A 14621-nucleotide genomic window follows, 5' to 3' on the forward strand; every position below is an offset into this window, starting at 1 on the left:
CATCCGGGATATGAAATTCCTGTCCCGTATCAGGCCCGCAAGGGCACCGGAAACCAAGGGCCTCGCTGATCCGACGCCGGATGTGCTTTCCATCTTTGGCATCGTTCCCGCCGCTGGCGGTGTCGCCATCACCGGACAGCAAGCCCTTCGCATCCCCGCTGTGAGCGCCGCCATCCGGCTGATCAGCGAAGCGGTTGCCTCTCTCGATGTGATGGTGAAGGCCGTCGGTTCGGATGGGGTGGAAGCCGACGCGACCAATCACCCCGTGCTGCCCTTCCTGCGTGACCAGGCCAATGGCTGGACCTCGGGCTTCGAATTCATCCGTGATCTGGTGATCGACGCACTGACCGATGATCGTGGCGGTGTGGCTTGGGTGAACCGTGGCAGCGCGGGTGTGCTGGAGATCGTGCGCTACCGCTCTGGCATCATCACCGTGGACTATGATCAGGCGACCGGCGAACCGCGATACCAGATCAATAGCCGCCCCGTGGATGGGAAAGACATCATCCATCTGCGGCCGCCTTTCGGCAGATCGCCCCTGACCCTGGCGGCCGAGGCCATCGGCCTTGCCAACACCCTTGGCCAGCACGGCGCCAATCTCTTTGCCAAAGGGGCCAAGCCGGGCGGCGCGCTCAAGTTTGAAAAGGGCCTCGGGGAGGATGCGATCAAGCGCATCCGGGCAATCTGGGACAGCACGATGGTCGGCGCGGAAAACTCCGGCAAGACGATCATCTTGCCCGATGGCACGTCGTACGAGGCCATCGGTTTTTCATCCACCGATGCCCAGTTCATCGAGAACCGCAAGTTCCAGATCCTCGAAATCGCCCGCGCGTTCCGTGTGCCGCCCACCATGCTCTATGACCTCGAACGGGCCACATGGTCGAACGGCGAGCAGATGGGGATGGAGTTCCTCACCTACACGCTGGAGCCATGGCTGCGGGCGCTTGAGGGCGCGCTGCGTCGGGCGCTGTTCACCCCGGAAGAGGCCGCCGGCTTCGTCATCCGTTTTGATCGTGACGACCTGACCCGTGCCGATCTGGCCACCCGCGCGACGGTGATCAACAGCCTGATCTCGTCCCGCACCATCAACCCGAACGAGGGCCGGGCATGGCTTGGCCTGACCCCGCGCGAAGGCGGCGACGAGTTCAGCAACCCGAACATCACCGAAAAACCGGCGGAACCCGCGAAGCCCGATCCGAAAGAAGGGAAGCCCGATGAACTTCAGTGACCTGCCCAACATCGCCGAAGATCAGGACAAAGGCCGCTGGCTGGATCTGATCGACCCCTATGAGGGCAATAAGACGGGCATTCGCCTGCTGATCGCTGGCCCAGATGGGGACATCCAACGCCGCGCGCGGATCAAGATGGCAGATGATCTTGTCGATCTGGCCGACGATGAGGGCCGTATTTCCGGCGAAAACCGCGAACTGGCCCGCCAGCGGATGCTGGCCCGCTGCGTGATCGGATGGGAAGTGGCGGAAGATGGCAAGCCCGTGCCGTTCACCTTCGACAACGTGCTGCGCCTCCTGAAGGCGGGCCGGTGGGTGATCGAGAAGGTTGACGATTTCGCAGGCAGCCGTCGCGCCTTTGCGAAAGGCGGTGCCTGATGGATCGCCTCGAATTCAAAGCCACCCTGACGGTTGACGATGCCGGCGCCATCGAAGGCATTGCCTGGCCCTTCGGAAGCCCCGACCGCGTGGGCGACGTGATCAACCGCGGGGCCTTCGTCAAGGCCGTTGCACCCCTGCCAATGCTGGCCAGCCATGACCAGGCCGATACCGTTGGCGTCTGGGATCAGATCGAGGAGACGGCCGAAGGCCTCAAGGTCAAGGGCCGCCTCCTTGTCACCGAAGTCGCGCGGGCCGCAGAGGTTCGGGCGCTGATCAAGGCAGGCGCGATGCGCGGCCTCTCCATCGGCTTTCAGAGCCGCAAGTCGGCGCCCCGTGTGGGCGGCGGCAGGACCATCTCCGACCTCGAACTCTTGGAAATCAGCGTCGTCGCGGTGCCAGCGCACCCCGGCGCCCGCATCACATCCGCAAAGGAACTCGACATGACTGAACAGACCACGCCGGATCTTACGGCGATTGAAAAGAAACTCGCCGATCTGGGCGAGGATCTGAAGCCCGTCTCCGCACTGTCCAAGCGCATCGACCAGATCGAGGCAAAGCTGAACCGGCCCGAAACCGGCGGCGACAAGGCGAAGGAGCCGACCGAAGAGCGCAAGGCCTTTGGTTCCTATCTGCGCCTGGGCAACCAGATCAGTGAAGATGACCGCAAGGCCCTCAACGTCTCGGTGGACCCGCAAGGCGGCTATCTGGTGCCCCCGGAACTGTCGACGGAAATCATCCGCGACCTGATCGAGTTCAGCCCGGTTCGCTCGGTAGCCTCGGTGCGCGGCATTTCGGTGCCGAACGTGATCTATCCGACGCGCAGCGACACCACCAATGCCGTTTGGCATGGCGAGATGGCGACCCGCTCGGAAAGCACCATCACCTTCGGCCAGAAGGAAATGACCACGAAAGAACTTTCGACCTATGTGGAGATTTCCAACGTCCTGATGCAGGACGCCCCCGCCGCCGAAACCGAAGTGCGCCAGGCTCTCGCCGACGATTTCGGCAAGAAGGAAGCGACCGGCTTTGTCTGGGGCGATGGCGTGCTGCAGCCCGAAGGCTTCATGGTCAACCCGGACATCGGCTATTACGCCAACGGTCATGCGACTGCTGTGCAGCCCGACGCGCTGGTGAAGATGCTCTATTCGATGCCCGCGATGTATCGCAACAAGGGCGTCTGGGCGTTGAACGGCACCACCTTGGGCGTGCTGCGCACCCTGAAGGATGGCCAGAACAACTATATCTGGCAGCCCTCCTATCAGGCTGGCCAGCCTGAAACGATCCTGGGCCGCCCGGTCATCGAGCTGGTCGATATGCCCAACGTCGCAGCGGATGCCTTCCCGATCCTCTACGGCGATTTCGAGGCTTATCGCATCCTCGACCGGCTCAGCATGTCCACGCTGGTCGATCCCTACACCCGCGCAACCAACGGCATCACCCGCATTCACGCCACCCGGCGCGTGGGTGGCGGCGTGCTGCAGGCGGCGCGCTTCAAGAAGCTCAAGATGGCAACCTCGTAAGGAGAAACCGGCCATGCGTGACAACTATTCCAACCTCGCCGCCCGCCTGGCACTGGCTCCGGCCGTGCAGGCCGCCGCCATCCAGGGCCCGGCCATCGACCTCCTGAACGTCAACCGCGCCGCCTTCGTGATCAACACGGGCGCAATCGTGGGTGCTGGTGATTTCGGCGCAACCTTGCAGGAAAGCACGGACGGCTCGACCGGCTGGGCGGACGTTGCGGCGGCATCGCTGAAGACCAACGCCCCTGCAACGCTGGCGGCCAACGCCTCGTACAAGATCGGCTATTTTGGCTACAAGCGCTACGTCCGCCTCTCCCTGACCAAGGCGGGCGGCACCTCGTTGGCCGCGGGCGCAAGCGTCGTGCTGGAAGGCACGGCCTCGAAGCCGGTGGCCTGACAATGCCGATCCGCGCGCCTCGGATTTGTGGATGTGGCAAGGCGGTGCCCCCCGGTGGGCGCTGCCCTTGCCGCGCCACGGCCGATGCCGAGCGCAAGGCACGGTTCGACAAGACCCGTCCTTCTGCCCGCGCCCGTGGCTATGATTCCGACTGGAAAAGCGCGCGGATCGACTTCCTGAAAGCCCATCCACTGTGCCGCTGCGGCGCGCCCGCGACGGTGGTGGACCACATCAAGCCCCACAAGGGCGACAATGCGATCTTCTGGGATCGGACGAACTGGCAGGCGCTCTGTCGCCACCACCACAACAGCACCAAACAGCGCCTTGAGCGGCGCGCAACTCAAGGAGCTTAAAAAATGCTATTCGCTTCGAATGGCTGCACCATCGAAATCGGCAGCACCATCACGCTGGCTGGCGTGGATCTTACCGAAGCCTCGTTCTCTGGCCAGACCTGGACCAACATCGCCCAGGTCGAAAACCTGGGCAGCTTCGGGGATACCGCGTCGGAAATCACCTTCGACAGCCTGTCGGGCAACCGGACCTTGCGCCTCAAGGGCACCCGCAATGCCGGTTCCCTCGATCTGGTCTGCGGGATCGATGCGGTTGACGCCGGTCAGATTGCGGCCGTTGCCGCTGAGCGCACGGTCTATGACTATGCCTTCCGCGTGACCTTTACCGATCCGCCGCCGGTCAAGACCTCGGCCGTGACCATCACCATCGCCGCGCCCGGCGTCGTATCGTGGAACGCCCATGGTCTGGTTGCTGGCACACCCGTCGTGTTCTCCACCACCGGAGCGCTGCCCACCGGCCTGACCGCTGGCACGACCTATTATGTCTCTGCCACGGGCCTGACCACGAACAGCTTCTCTGTGTCTGCGACCTCGGGCGGTGCGGCCATCACCACCTCGGGCACCCAGAGCGGCACGCATACCGCGACCACGGCACCCGTCGCGTCTCGTCGCCTCTTCGCTGCCAAGGTTGCATCGGTCGAAGAAACCATCGACGCGGCGAACAACGTGGCGAAGAACAAGATCTCGCTCTGGATCAACAGCAATGTGGTCCGCGTGGCACCGCTCGGGTGATCGCGGATGCTTTGGGCCGCGTCTGGCAGTCGTTTCTTCATCGGCGGGACAGCCTCCTTGCAGCTGTCCTGGCCATCTGGTGCAGGGCCAACCTATGCCGGGTCTTGGACCGAGATTTCTGACCTAGAGGCTCTTGGCCAGATTGGCATCCAGTGGGGCACGACGGAAGTAAGCCCGCCCGAAGATGGATCGGAAGAGGATCAAACGGTCACCATCAAGACCAGCCGCGCCGCCCAAAGCATGCAGATCGTCTTCGGCCTCAATGGATCTGACGACGGCCAGGTGGCCCTGTGGGCGGCCGCCAAGGCCAACGCCGATTACTATTTCTGCCTCGTTCTTTCGGACGGCCGGACGAGGATTTGGACCGGGCCCGTCACCTCCTGCATCGAGGCGATGGATTCGGCAAACAGCGTGGTCAAGGGCATGGCCACCATCGGCATCAACAGCCCCATCACGCGGTCGGCGTGACGGGCAGGAAGGATAGGACATGACGATTGTGACGCCCGACGACCTTAGCACGCAGCTGAACTTGCCAGAGGAAATCAAGGCAATCGACTTTGACCTTCTCGCCCGAAAGGTTGCGGCAGCTCAGGCATATCTTGAAAGCATTTTGGGCTACAAGGTCGAGGATCGCTTCGGCGGCGTTGATCAAGATCCGGTTCCGCCGCCCCTGAAAGAGGCGACCTGCCAGCTTGCCGCCCATTGGTACGAGAACCGCGAAGCCGCCGGGGAGGGCGCGAAAGTCATCCCTTTCGGGGTAAGCGAGATCGTTGACGCCTATCGGGACTGGAGTTTCTGATGGCGGATGACGGCGGTCTCGCAAAGTTCCAGCGTCGGATGCAGGCCATCCCGGAAGCAGCGCGCGAGGCCGTGAAGCCCGCGCTGCTGAAGGCTGCGGACATCACGGCCGGTGTGCAGCGCAGCCTTGCGCCCGTGGATAGCGGCGACATGGCGGCCAGCATCGCGGTCACCGGGCCGGGGCAATCCACGCCCGCCTATTCTCAGCCGGGTGGATCGATGATCGTGCCCGAAAACGCGGCGGCCATCACCGTGGGCAATACAGATGTGCGCTATGCCCATCTGGTCGAACACGGCACCGAAGACACCCCGGCGCAAGCATTCTTCTGGCCGGGTTTCCGCCTGACCCGCAAACGCGCCGCCGGGGTGATCAAGCGCGCCATCGGCAAAGCGATCAGGGAGGCACGATGAGCGCCGACCTCGAACTCCAAAAGGCCATCCGCGCGCGCCTTGTGGGCAGCCCCGCGGTCATCGCGCTGGTGCCCGCGGCGAACATCCTTGATCGCCACGAGCGACCGGCCCCGGTGCCCTCCATCGTCATGGGGGAAACTCAGGCTCTGGACGAAGGCGTTATCGACCGGCGCGCCCGTGTGCGCATCTATCACGACCTGCATATCTGGGTGCGCGAACCATCGACCGAAGGCGCCAAGGCCATTGCCGGGGCGGTTCAGGCCGCAATCAGGTCGGCCCCCTTCTCCTTGGGCGGGGGCTATCACTGCCCTCTGGCCCGCATTTCGCAGGTTCGGACCTTGCGCGATTCGAATGGCGCGACATCGCATTGCGTCGTGACGGTCGATGCCCTGGTCGTGGAGGTCGCGCCGTGAAATCTGGAAAGCTGCGCCATGTCATCAACGTCCAGCGGGCCGTCGTGACCACGAACGAAACTGGCACGCCGATCACGAACTGGATCACCGGCTTCCCCTTGCGGGCCGAACTGCTGGACCGTTCAGCGACGGAGACCAATACGGATGGCGGTGCGGAGGATCGGGAAACCATGACCTTCCGCACCCGCTTCGTTGCCGGTGTGAGCAATGCCAATCGGCTGCAGTTTCGCGGGGCGGATTTCAACATCAAGCGCGTGCGCGTCATCGGCAATGATCAAGGCCTCGAAATCGAGTGCCTGCAGATCGGCGGTGTCGAATGAAGGGCACCAAGCCCCAGATGAAGCAAGATGCGGCGGCAGTGGATATTCTGCCCGCGCCCGCATGGCTGGCGGCGGATGCGCAGAACGAATGGGATCGCGTCATGCCGGTCCTGTCGGAACGCCGCATCCTGACCGTCGCCGATCTGGGCATCCTGGAGAATTACTGCATCTGCATCGGCCGAGTGCGGGCCACCGAGGCAACGATCCAGACCGAGACCGATAGCGGGTCTCTCCTGAAGCTGATCCGGGTGCAGGACAAGGCCATGGCCTCGGCCCGGCAGCACGCGGCGGAACTCGGCCTGACCCCGGTTTCCCGGTCCCGTCCTGCCATGCGTGAAGAGGACACGGAGGACGGCGATGACCCGCTCGACGTATCCTGACTGGATCTATGATGGCTCGGAAATCCCTGACCCTCTGGGCTTCGGCGAGAGGGCGGTGCGCTTTCTGAAGATGCTGCGCCACCCCAAAAGCGGGAAGGCTTTCCAGCTTGACCCGTGGCAAGAGCGGATCGTGCGGCGCATCTATGGCCCGCGCCACGAAGATGGGCGGCGGATCGTCAAGACGGTGGTGATCCTCGTGCCCCGCGGCAATCGCAAGACCAGCCTTTCGGCGGCGCTGGAAGCCTTGCATGTGGTCGGGCCGGAACGGGAAGCGCGCGGCGAGGTGATCACCGCCGCATCGGACCGCAAGCAGTCTCGCATCGCCTATGAAGAGCTGCGCGGACTGTTGCAGGCGCATCCGAAGATCGCGCCGAACATCCGCGCCCTCGATTACCGCAATCGCATCGTCTATCCCAAGATCGGCAGCTTCTGCGAAGCGATCAGCTCGGACGCGGGCACCCAGCACGGGCGCACCCCGGTTTTCGTGCTGGCCGACGAACTGCACGCCTGGAAGAAGCGGGAACTCTGGGACGTTCTGCGCTCTGGCCTTGTGAAGACGCCGGGCAGCCTGCTTGTCATCGCCACCACCGCTGGCCGCGGGCAGGAGAACATCGCCTGGGACATCGTGAATGATGCCCGGCGCGTGGCGCGTGGTGAGGTGGATGACCCTTCCATCCTGCCCGTCCTTTTCGAGGCCGAGCGGGATTGCGACTGGCAGGATGAGGCGGTCTGGTTCCGCGTGAATCCTGGCCTGCGCCATGGCTATCCAGACATCGAAGGCCTGCGCCAGCTGGCCAAAGAGGGGTCACGCCGCGTTGGCGACCGCGAAGCCTTCCGGCAGCTGAACCTCAATATCTGGCTGGATCACGCGACCGATCCTTTCGTGGACATGGACGTTTACGATGAGGGCGGCGGCGAGGTTGATCTCGAAGACCTTGAGGCCCGGCAAGAGCCTTGCTGGCTGGCCGTGGACCTGTCCAGCAACTCCGACCTCACCGCCGTTGTCGCCTGCTGGCGCGATGGCCCGGACGGGTTTCAGGTGCATCCTTGGTACTTCTGCCCGGAGGACAACCTGCGCCGCCGGGAAGACGAGGCGCAGGTGCCCTATACGGTATGGGCCGAAGAGGGACAGGTCACAGCCACGCCCGGCGGCGTGGTGGATTTCCGGGTGGTGGAGGCCACGATCCGCGAACTCTGTGCCCGGTTCAATGTGCGTGAGGTCGCCTTCGACCCCCATCTTGCCCGGAACATGCTGAACAACCTCCTCGAGGATGGTTTCCCGGCGGTGGAGATGCGGCAGGGCTGGGTGACGATGGCACCGGCCGTCAAGGAGCTTGAGCGGGCGATCATCGGCAAGCGGTTCCGCCATGGCGGGCACCCGGTCCTGCGCTGGAACTTCGCCAACATCGAAGTGCGCACTGATCCCTCGGGCAACCGCACGTTCCACAAGGGCAAGAGCCGCGACAAGATCGACGGCGCCCAAGCGGCGGCGATGGCCGTGGCCCGCTGTGCAGCAGATGAGGGCGGATACGTCCTGATGAATTCCGACTGGTTCACCGATGATATGATGGTGCTTTGATGGCAGATGATGGCGAACGCCTGGTGGTTCTTCTCGAGGCCCGGATCTCGGAATTCGAGAAGAGGATGAAGAAGGCCGAGCAGACCGGCACGGGCAGCTATAATCGGCTGCGGCGTGGGTCACGGACTGCAACCGACCAGATGGAAGACGATATGATCCGGTCAACCAGCCGGATCAATCAGGCCCTCGGGTCGGTTTCCTCCAGCGTCGGCACCTTCGCCAAGGTCTTTGCCGGTGGCCTGCTGGCCGGTGGCGCTGTGGCCGCCATCGAGGGACTTGGGCGCTCTACCCGCGAAACCATCCGGCAGATTGCCGAGATGGGTGACGAGGCCAAGCGCGCTGGCATGGCTGTGGAAGCGTTTCAGGAGTGGAAGTTCGTCGCAGAACAGAACCGCATCGGCCTCGATTCGGTGATCGACGGCTTCAAGGAGCTGAACCTGCGGGCCGATGAATGGATCACGACCGGCAGCGGCCCAGCGGCGGATGCCTTCAAGCGTCTGGGCTTCACCTCCACCGAACTGGCGCAGGCGCTGAAAGACCCTTCGGCCTTGATGCTGGAGATCGTCGGTCGCCTCGAAGGTCTGGACAAGGCCGCCCAGATCAGGATCGCCGACGAGATCTTCGGCGGCACGGGCGGCGAGCGCTTTGTCGAACTGCTTTCGCAGGGCAAGCAGGGATTGTCTGACACCATCGCCGAAGCCCGCAACCTTGGCGTGGTGTTGGATCAGGAGGCCATCGCCAAGGCGGATGCGCTGGATCGGAAGTTCAGCGCCATCACGGCCAGCCTGTCTGGCCTGGGCAAGACCTTTGCCGTCGCACTGGCGGAAAACTTCGGCCTGATCGACGACATCGACAACATGATGGGCGGCGAGAATATCGCCAAGGGACAGCTTGGCGAGGAACTGCGCCAGACGCTGGCAGAGAATGGCGTCCTCCTCGAAAAGGCCAAGGATGATGCCAACGAGGTCCGGTATATCTATCAAGACCTGCAGCGTGATGTGCTGGCGACCACGCGGGCCATCGGGGATGAAATCCCGAACATCCTGGGGTCTGGTGCCGACAATGCCGAAGCGCTGGCCATCGAACTTGCCGATGTGACATCCCAGATGGACCTCCTGATCTCTGAGGTTGTCCAGGGCAAGCGGCCGGCCAGCGACCTCAACACGGAAATGGCGGGCCTGATCGAGAGGGCAAGGGCCGCTCTGGCCGAGGCCAGCAAGATCGACGGCATCAACCTGCAGAACGCCATCGGTCAGGTGGATGGGCTTTCCGGTGCCCTGTCGCGCGCCCTGTCGTGGGCGGCGGGCGTCGTGGATAAGATGCGCGAAGCCGCAAACATGCCAGCGGTGGGGCTTGGCATGGACACCGGAACCCCACTGTCTGGCACTGGCACCAGCCTCTTGCCGCCCGGCAGCGAGGGCATGACGACCGGCACGCCTCTGACCGGCACCGGGTCTGATCTTCTCCCTCCCGGAAAAAAGACAGGTGGAGGCCGCGGCGGGGCGACGAGTGGAGGTGGCGGCGGGGGTGCAGGTGGCGCCAGCCGCATCGAGCAACTGCTGGCCGATCTGCAGACCCAAAGCGAGATCGTTGAAGAGTGGTATCAGGAGAGCCTGGACCTGATCAACAATGCCACCGATGCCCAGCTTGAGGCAATCGGTGGGCGGCACGCGGCCATTGAACGGCTGGAGGCTGAGCACCGCGCGCGCATGCGCGGCGTGCAGGAAGAGGGCGAGAAGGGCACCCTTGAAACCATGCTGGGCTATGGCGCCCAGATGCTGACCGGCCTTGGAGCGATCAACAAGAAGGCCTTGAAGATCGGGCAGGCTTTCGCCGCGGCCGAGGCTTGGGTTTCGACCCTCAAGGGGGCAGCGAAAGAGCTGGAGAAGGGCACCTTCGGCTTTGCGTCGGCCGCGTTGGTTATCTCCAAGGGTGCCGCCTTTGTGGCCGCCATCAAGGGCGTAAGCGAAAGCAGCGGCTCTGGCAGCGTCGGCAAAGGGGCCAGCACATCGACGGCGCCCGCCTCTGCTTCCACCCCGCCAGCGACCGTCAACATCCAATGGGTGGGCAGCATGGCCGTGGACAGCATGGGGTCGCTGACCAAGAAGCTGAACGAAGAATACAAGCAGGGTTACCGGCTGAACATCGTGGCAGGTCTCGGATGAACCAGCGCCGCCTTTCCCAGCTGATGTGTGATGCCCTGCGTGGCCATCTGGCTGGCCGCAGCCCGCGCCCGCCAGATGCGGGTCTGTTGATCTGGCGCGTGTTTGGCGATCTTGCCGGCCGCCGCACATGGCACGCCCACGGCCCGAATCCGATCAGCCATGGCGAGATCGAGGCCTATGGCTGGGTCATGCGGCTGCCTTTGGCGCCGCACCATGTGGATCTGATCCTGGCACTGGATCGGGTGTGGCTGGAGCATTCCATCAATACGCTGCGGGCTGGGGCTGCCGGGAACAGGCCGGAAGTGCCGCAGGTGTCGCAGCGACCACTTAGCCCGGATTTGTTCGATGCGATGACGGGATGACGAATAGGGTTGGATGCACCCGGCGATCTCGCGCGCCGAAGCATCTGGGATCAGACGGTGAGTGCCCGGCAGCTTGAGCCGAAAACCCCGTCATGGCGCGGCTGAGCCTTTCGACAGCGCGGCGCAGGTTGTCACGGGGCGACGCGGGGGCAATCAGAAGGCCGGGGTAGCGGGATGCGCCCCGGCCTTTGTCTATGATCTGAAACGAAAAAGCCCGGCGCGGGGCGGGGCCGGAACGTTCAGGCCGCGTCCACTAGAAGAGTTCCACGATAGTGAAAATGGGCAATATCATGAGTGGGTTGGCATCAGCGCTCTCACCGGGAGCCATGCGAAAGCCCAGCTTCTCATAGTAGTTGGTGGTCTCCTTGTTGAGAGAACTAAGTGCCAGCCCATAAACGGGGACTATGTCATTCACGATCATCGTTCTATTGATCGCATCGGCGAGGAGAATTCGTCCAACGCCCTTGTTTTGATGATCTTTATGTACGCCTAGCCAGTCCAAGAAGACGAAGGGTGCGCCCATATGCCAGCCGTCTCGGTCTTCTTGCCTGAGTAACTTGGCGGCTTTCCGATGGGCCATGCTGAGGGAGTAAAACCCGATAGGGCTCTCATACCCCTCCGCACTAGCCAAATAGACCTTATGCCGCCCCTTTTTGTGCAGCTTGAGGGCGCTCTTTCTTGCCCAGTGGTCTACCGGCCTCTGTCCGCAGTTGAACAGTGAAAGCGCGTTCTCCGCCCCGATTTTCTCCACGGAGAGAGTTAGTGCCTTCGGTTGGTTCGCAGGGGTCATTCATGGAATTCTTATAGAAATCGAACACGCGCTTAAGTTCCGGCGTTACCCCGCCAGTCTCGTTGTATGCCCGCCGCACAAACTCGTAAGCTTCGCGCTCGTTCGCGAACGCGCTGCGCTTTTTGGCGTTTCCGCCAATCATAGAACGCAAGATTTCACGAAAGCTGAACACGATAAATCCGTTAGTCATCGGGGGTTGACAAACAGTTTATCAACCGGAAAGACGAAAAAATCAAATCACGTTCTGATCCCGGTTTGCGGAGGGGGTTGACGCAAGATATTCTCGGCGAATCAACCTAACTACACGATATAGATCAAACGATCGTCGTCGTGTGATCAAATGTTGCAACATGAAAATCAAGAAGATCATGGGCATGCGTCGTGCATCTGTCCCGCCCAACAACTCCGCCTCACACCACCCTCATCACCGCGCCGATCCGCTCGATCGGCAGGCAGTCATCTCCCACCCAAACCGTCTGCACTGCTCCGTGCCTTCGCAATCGCTTCTCGCACCCAGTCTGGATGCTTGGCAATGTAGCCAACCGATCCGCACAGGGTGCTTCTCACGTTGTCATCTGAACAGGCGCGACCGGCGTTTGTCATGTCCTTCTTACGCTCGATCAGCGTCTGGTACGGGGCTGAGAAGGCGACGCGCTCGAACTCATCGATCTCACGACGCAGCTGTGCAATGCGCTCTGGCGTCCAGTAGAGGTGTGGCATCGCTATTCGCTCAGGAAGTCACCGGAAGTGTTGAACCTTGCCAGTCCATCCATGCTGGCCTCCGTGAACAGAACTCGGATGCGCTGCCCACCGCATGCGAGGATGGGCTGGCCACCTTTCGCGGCGAGAGTGAACGCCTTGGCATGCGCGAAAGTGCCCGCCCCGTGGCGCAGGTTTCCGACCACTTGGAAATCCAAGGTGGCATCGCCTTCGAACGCCTGGCCATCATCGTATGTGATGGTGCCCTTGCCTTTGATCATCTTCGAAAGGTCTCCTACTTGCGCCTGCGGACGCCAACATAATCACGGTCTCTGGCGCCAGGGAACAATCGATCCAACACCTCCACAGCGCCCTCGTCCAGATACTTGCGACGAACCCCCTCGTCTCCGTCATGGTCTGGAGGGATAAACTGAATGCCCGCCCGCTCAAGGAACGCGACGACTGCACGATAGTTGTTTGATGGAGGTGCCCCTGATGGGGCGTGTTCACCACGCGCTTCCATTCTTTTTAGCGTCGAAACAGAGATGTTTGCTTCTGCCGCAACTTGGGCCTGCGTCAGGTCAAGCAAAGTGCGCGCCGCCGCAAGAATGCTTCCGCTGAAGTGTTGGTCTATTTGGGTCATTATGGCCTAAAGGGGCTTGACAGGTCCGATGTGATCCTTTTAGACCAAAAGGGCCCGAATGGGCAACAGATTATTTAGGAGAAACCGATGAAAGACCTCAACCCGATTTCCGGGAACGGCCGTGGCTTGCCTGGCGTTCTGTCGCCCACAGTTTGGGGCGAATTGCGCGACTTCCTGACTTTGGCGCTGGATGCCATGGGCGAGCGCCCGTCCGACTTCGACGCCGCTCAACTGAAGGAGGCCGTCGCCTATCAGCGTCGTGCCATCCGCATCACCCATGGCGCCATCGAGCGTGAGGGGGCGATGCAATGATCAATCGGAAAGAGGCGATCCGCCAAATCCGCATCAACTCCTCCAAGCTGAATGTGATGATGGACCTGATCAACGTGCTGGCCGAGGACGGCGATCACCGTCGTCTTGTTCTCGACGCCATCGACAATGCGGCGCGAGTGGCTGGCGCGCTGCTCAAGCAAGTACATGAACTCGAGGACTGACCATGAGACACGCGATCTTCTCCCATTTGGAGCGCAACCATGCCAAGGCACTTGAACTGAAGTGCATCATTGGTGCGCTTGGTCACCTGGCGCTTTCGCCCGGAGATCACAGGGTTCTGTTGCAGCTTCTTTCCGACACCGCGCTGCGCCTGACAGATGAAATCACCGATGCGCTGGTAGATGTAGCGGCCCTTGATGCCATCGCGTCGGAAAATTCCAGCCATCTTGGGGCGATGCATTTTGGCAAGAAGTCAGATGGCTAGCGGGCATGTGATGGGTAAGGTTTGCGCGACCCCGTTCAGATCAAATTTGATGGCTTGCATTTGTCATATGACACATGCAATTGTCTATAGACACAAGGAGCCATCCAATGACAGCCTTCGGCAACACCCCATTCTCCCCTACCGAACCAGCGTTCACCGTTGCCGAAGCTGCTCGCGTTTCCGGAAACACGGAACTCGATATTCGCAACTGGATGCGCCGGGATGTCATTTCAGTCGGGGCCAAAAATCGCCTCGGCCGGATCATGTTCACCGCGCTGGACATCGTACAGCTCAAGGTAATCGGCGACATGAACAAGCTTTTGGGAACTGATCCTTCGGCATCGCTGCCCATTGCGAAGCATGTAATGGAGCACTGCGCCGCCTGGCTGCGGCGCGATAACAAGCACCTTCACAGGACAGAAGACGGATTCAAGCGCGAGACGAATCTTGTGCTGCATCTGGGAGATGACGGCCGGACCCCGGTCATGACGCTGTTTGAACGTGACATACTAACACTGTCGGCCACGGATCGTGGTCAGGGCAGCGACTGGACCAGGCGCCCCATCGTCGTTCTGCCGGTGGAGCAATTCTTTGGCGATGTTCTAGAGGAACTTTTCCAGATTCTTGAGGGGGAGGATGTCGATGGCACATGACCACCCTCCCCTAATGGTTGGAGATCGCCGAGCGGCTGGTCT

General features: G+C 62.0%; 24 protein-coding genes. 19 read left to right on the top strand and 5 right to left on the bottom strand.

The window, feature by feature from the left end; translation table 11 throughout:
* Positions 1–10: 10 nt before the first annotated feature.
* Genes JI744_RS11750 through JI744_RS11820 form a run of 15 tightly spaced genes read left to right on the top strand, consistent with a single transcriptional unit; the run spans position 11 to position 11037 of the window.
* A complete protein-coding gene (locus tag JI744_RS11750) occupies positions 11–1228 on the top strand; it encodes a phage portal protein (RefSeq protein WP_202661110.1) in 1218 nt (405 codons plus the stop codon).
* Positions 1215–1607 carry a hypothetical protein gene (locus JI744_RS11755; RefSeq protein WP_202661112.1) on the top strand — a complete coding sequence of 131 codons (393 nt, stop codon included), beginning with the start codon at positions 1215–1217 and terminating at the stop codon, positions 1605–1607. Before JI744_RS11750 ends, JI744_RS11755 begins: the two co-directional genes overlap by 14 nt.
* On the top strand, positions 1607–3130 hold the full coding sequence (locus JI744_RS11760) for a phage major capsid protein (protein ID WP_202661114.1): 1524 nt from the start codon (positions 1607–1609) through the stop codon (positions 3128–3130). The genes JI744_RS11755 and JI744_RS11760 overlap by 1 nt, the downstream gene beginning before the upstream one ends.
* Positions 3131–3143: 13 nt before the next feature.
* Positions 3144–3527: a hypothetical protein gene (locus tag JI744_RS11765; protein ID WP_202661116.1), complete on the top strand. Its 384-nt coding sequence runs from the start codon at positions 3144–3146 to the stop codon at positions 3525–3527.
* Between the two features lie 2 nt (positions 3528–3529).
* Positions 3530–3880 carry an HNH endonuclease signature motif containing protein gene (locus JI744_RS11770; RefSeq protein ID WP_202661118.1) on the top strand — a complete coding sequence of 117 codons (351 nt, stop codon included), beginning with the start codon at positions 3530–3532 and terminating at the stop codon, positions 3878–3880.
* Positions 3881–3883: 3 nt separating this feature from the next.
* Positions 3884–4609 carry a hypothetical protein gene (locus tag JI744_RS11775; RefSeq protein ID WP_202661120.1) on the top strand — a complete coding sequence of 242 codons (726 nt, stop codon included), beginning with the start codon at positions 3884–3886 and terminating at the stop codon, positions 4607–4609.
* A gap of 57 nt (positions 4610–4666) precedes the next feature.
* Positions 4667–5077, top strand: coding sequence for a hypothetical protein (locus JI744_RS11780; RefSeq protein ID WP_202661122.1), 411 nt, complete (start codon positions 4667–4669; stop codon positions 5075–5077).
* Positions 5078–5096: 19 nt separating this feature from the next.
* Complete coding sequence (locus JI744_RS11785; RefSeq protein ID WP_202661124.1) at positions 5097–5408, top strand: head-tail connector protein; 312 nt, start codon at positions 5097–5099, stop codon at positions 5406–5408.
* Positions 5408–5818 carry an HK97-gp10 family putative phage morphogenesis protein gene (locus JI744_RS11790; protein WP_202661126.1) on the top strand — a complete coding sequence of 137 codons (411 nt, stop codon included), beginning with the start codon at positions 5408–5410 and terminating at the stop codon, positions 5816–5818. Before JI744_RS11785 ends, JI744_RS11790 begins: the two co-directional genes overlap by 1 nt.
* Complete coding sequence (locus tag JI744_RS11795) at positions 5815–6231, top strand: DUF3168 domain-containing protein (protein WP_202661128.1); 417 nt, start codon at positions 5815–5817, stop codon at positions 6229–6231. The genes JI744_RS11790 and JI744_RS11795 overlap by 4 nt, the downstream gene beginning before the upstream one ends.
* On the top strand, positions 6228–6551 hold the full coding sequence (locus JI744_RS11800) for a phage head closure protein (protein WP_202661130.1): 324 nt from the start codon (positions 6228–6230) through the stop codon (positions 6549–6551). The genes JI744_RS11795 and JI744_RS11800 overlap by 4 nt, the downstream gene beginning before the upstream one ends.
* Entirely contained in the window at positions 6548–6931 is a 384-nt protein-coding gene (locus tag JI744_RS11805; RefSeq protein ID WP_202661132.1) for a phage terminase small subunit P27 family, read from the top strand. Before JI744_RS11800 ends, JI744_RS11805 begins: the two co-directional genes overlap by 4 nt.
* Positions 6909–8510: a terminase large subunit gene (locus tag JI744_RS11810; protein ID WP_202661134.1), complete on the top strand. Its 1602-nt coding sequence runs from the start codon at positions 6909–6911 to the stop codon at positions 8508–8510. The genes JI744_RS11805 and JI744_RS11810 overlap by 23 nt, the downstream gene beginning before the upstream one ends.
* The gene (locus JI744_RS11815; RefSeq protein WP_202661136.1) at positions 8510–10675 is read left to right on the top strand and encodes a phage tail tape measure protein; all 2166 of its coding nucleotides are present in this window, start codon (positions 8510–8512) and stop codon (positions 10673–10675) included. The genes JI744_RS11810 and JI744_RS11815 overlap by 1 nt, the downstream gene beginning before the upstream one ends.
* On the top strand, positions 10672–11037 hold the full coding sequence (locus tag JI744_RS11820; protein ID WP_202661138.1) for a phage tail assembly chaperone: 366 nt from the start codon (positions 10672–10674) through the stop codon (positions 11035–11037). Before JI744_RS11815 ends, JI744_RS11820 begins: the two co-directional genes overlap by 4 nt.
* Positions 11038–11290: 253 nt before the next feature.
* Here the strand turns inward: JI744_RS11820 and JI744_RS11825 are convergent, their stop codons facing one another.
* From JI744_RS11825 to JI744_RS11840, 5 genes are all read right to left on the bottom strand, one after another.
* On the bottom strand, positions 11291–11788 hold the full coding sequence (locus JI744_RS11825; protein WP_328757289.1) for a GNAT family N-acetyltransferase: 498 nt from the start codon (positions 11786–11788) through the stop codon (positions 11291–11293).
* Positions 11676–12017: a hypothetical protein gene (locus JI744_RS19115; RefSeq protein ID WP_236019435.1), complete on the bottom strand. Its 342-nt coding sequence runs from the start codon at positions 12015–12017 to the stop codon at positions 11676–11678. Before JI744_RS19115 ends, JI744_RS11825 begins: the two co-directional genes overlap by 113 nt.
* Before the next feature lie 266 nt (positions 12018–12283).
* Positions 12284–12547 (bottom strand): hypothetical protein, encoded by a 264-nt coding sequence (locus JI744_RS11830; protein ID WP_202661142.1) that lies wholly within the window; start codon positions 12545–12547, stop codon positions 12284–12286.
* Between the two features lie 2 nt (positions 12548–12549).
* Positions 12550–12807 carry a hypothetical protein gene (locus tag JI744_RS11835; protein WP_202661144.1) on the bottom strand — a complete coding sequence of 86 codons (258 nt, stop codon included), beginning with the start codon at positions 12805–12807 and terminating at the stop codon, positions 12550–12552.
* Between the two features lie 14 nt (positions 12808–12821).
* Positions 12822–13169: a helix-turn-helix domain-containing protein gene (locus JI744_RS11840; protein ID WP_202661146.1), complete on the bottom strand. Its 348-nt coding sequence runs from the start codon at positions 13167–13169 to the stop codon at positions 12822–12824.
* A gap of 87 nt (positions 13170–13256) precedes the next feature.
* On the opposite strand from JI744_RS11840, the gene JI744_RS11845 reads away from it, so the two are divergent.
* The 4 genes from JI744_RS11845 to JI744_RS11860 all read left to right on the top strand — a co-directional run bounded on the left by JI744_RS11845 (position 13257) and on the right by JI744_RS11860 (position 14579).
* Positions 13257–13481, top strand: coding sequence for a hypothetical protein (locus JI744_RS11845; protein WP_202661148.1), 225 nt, complete (start codon positions 13257–13259; stop codon positions 13479–13481).
* Positions 13478–13663 (top strand): hypothetical protein, encoded by a 186-nt coding sequence (locus JI744_RS11850; RefSeq protein WP_202661150.1) that lies wholly within the window; start codon positions 13478–13480, stop codon positions 13661–13663. Before JI744_RS11845 ends, JI744_RS11850 begins: the two co-directional genes overlap by 4 nt.
* Before the next feature lie 2 nt (positions 13664–13665).
* Entirely contained in the window at positions 13666–13926 is a 261-nt protein-coding gene (locus tag JI744_RS11855; protein WP_202661152.1) for a hypothetical protein, read from the top strand.
* A 107-nt stretch (positions 13927–14033) separates the two neighbouring features.
* Positions 14034–14579, top strand: a complete 546-nt coding sequence (locus JI744_RS11860) for a MerR family transcriptional regulator (protein WP_202661154.1) — start codon at positions 14034–14036, stop codon at positions 14577–14579.
* Positions 14580–14621: the final 42 nt, after the last annotated feature.

It is taken from the genome of Fuscibacter oryzae, from assembly GCF_016765795.1.
In the GTDB taxonomy this organism is placed as follows: Bacteria; Pseudomonadota; Alphaproteobacteria; order Rhodobacterales; family Rhodobacteraceae; genus Fuscibacter; species Fuscibacter oryzae.

Bases quoted from the DNA above. Each gene is read 5' to 3' on its own strand.
- JI744_RS11850 (WP_202661150.1), top strand. From the start codon at position 13,478: ATGATCAATCGGAAAGAGGCGATCCGCCAAATCCGCATCAACTCCTCC.
- JI744_RS11810 (WP_202661134.1), top strand. From the start codon at position 6,909: ATGACCCGCTCGACGTATCCTGACTGGATCTATGATGGCTCGGAAATC.
- JI744_RS11795 (WP_202661128.1), top strand. From the start codon at position 5,815: ATGAGCGCCGACCTCGAACTCCAAAAGGCCATCCGCGCGCGCCTTGTG.
- JI744_RS11845 (WP_202661148.1), top strand. From the start codon at position 13,257: ATGAAAGACCTCAACCCGATTTCCGGGAACGGCCGTGGCTTGCCTGGC.
- JI744_RS11750 (WP_202661110.1), top strand. From the start codon at position 11: ATGAAATTCCTGTCCCGTATCAGGCCCGCAAGGGCACCGGAAACCAAG.
- JI744_RS19115 (WP_236019435.1), bottom strand. From the start codon at position 12,017: ATGACTAACGGATTTATCGTGTTCAGCTTTCGTGAAATCTTGCGTTCT.
- JI744_RS11805 (WP_202661132.1), top strand. From the start codon at position 6,548: ATGAAGGGCACCAAGCCCCAGATGAAGCAAGATGCGGCGGCAGTGGAT.
- JI744_RS11815 (WP_202661136.1), top strand. From the start codon at position 8,510: ATGGCAGATGATGGCGAACGCCTGGTGGTTCTTCTCGAGGCCCGGATC.
- JI744_RS11755 (WP_202661112.1), top strand. From the start codon at position 1,215: ATGAACTTCAGTGACCTGCCCAACATCGCCGAAGATCAGGACAAAGGC.
- JI744_RS11835 (WP_202661144.1), bottom strand. From the start codon at position 12,807: ATGATCAAAGGCAAGGGCACCATCACATACGATGATGGCCAGGCGTTC.
- JI744_RS11840 (WP_202661146.1), bottom strand. From the start codon at position 13,169: ATGACCCAAATAGACCAACACTTCAGCGGAAGCATTCTTGCGGCGGCG.
- JI744_RS11820 (WP_202661138.1), top strand. From the start codon at position 10,672: ATGAACCAGCGCCGCCTTTCCCAGCTGATGTGTGATGCCCTGCGTGGC.
- JI744_RS11770 (WP_202661118.1), top strand. From the start codon at position 3,530: ATGCCGATCCGCGCGCCTCGGATTTGTGGATGTGGCAAGGCGGTGCCC.
- JI744_RS11855 (WP_202661152.1), top strand. From the start codon at position 13,666: ATGAGACACGCGATCTTCTCCCATTTGGAGCGCAACCATGCCAAGGCA.
- JI744_RS11775 (WP_202661120.1), top strand. From the start codon at position 3,884: ATGCTATTCGCTTCGAATGGCTGCACCATCGAAATCGGCAGCACCATC.
- JI744_RS11790 (WP_202661126.1), top strand. From the start codon at position 5,408: ATGGCGGATGACGGCGGTCTCGCAAAGTTCCAGCGTCGGATGCAGGCC.
- JI744_RS11860 (WP_202661154.1), top strand. From the start codon at position 14,034: ATGACAGCCTTCGGCAACACCCCATTCTCCCCTACCGAACCAGCGTTC.
- JI744_RS11830 (WP_202661142.1), bottom strand. From the start codon at position 12,547: ATGCCACACCTCTACTGGACGCCAGAGCGCATTGCACAGCTGCGTCGT.
- JI744_RS11765 (WP_202661116.1), top strand. From the start codon at position 3,144: ATGCGTGACAACTATTCCAACCTCGCCGCCCGCCTGGCACTGGCTCCG.
- JI744_RS11760 (WP_202661114.1), top strand. From the start codon at position 1,607: ATGGATCGCCTCGAATTCAAAGCCACCCTGACGGTTGACGATGCCGGC.
- JI744_RS11785 (WP_202661124.1), top strand. From the start codon at position 5,097: ATGACGATTGTGACGCCCGACGACCTTAGCACGCAGCTGAACTTGCCA.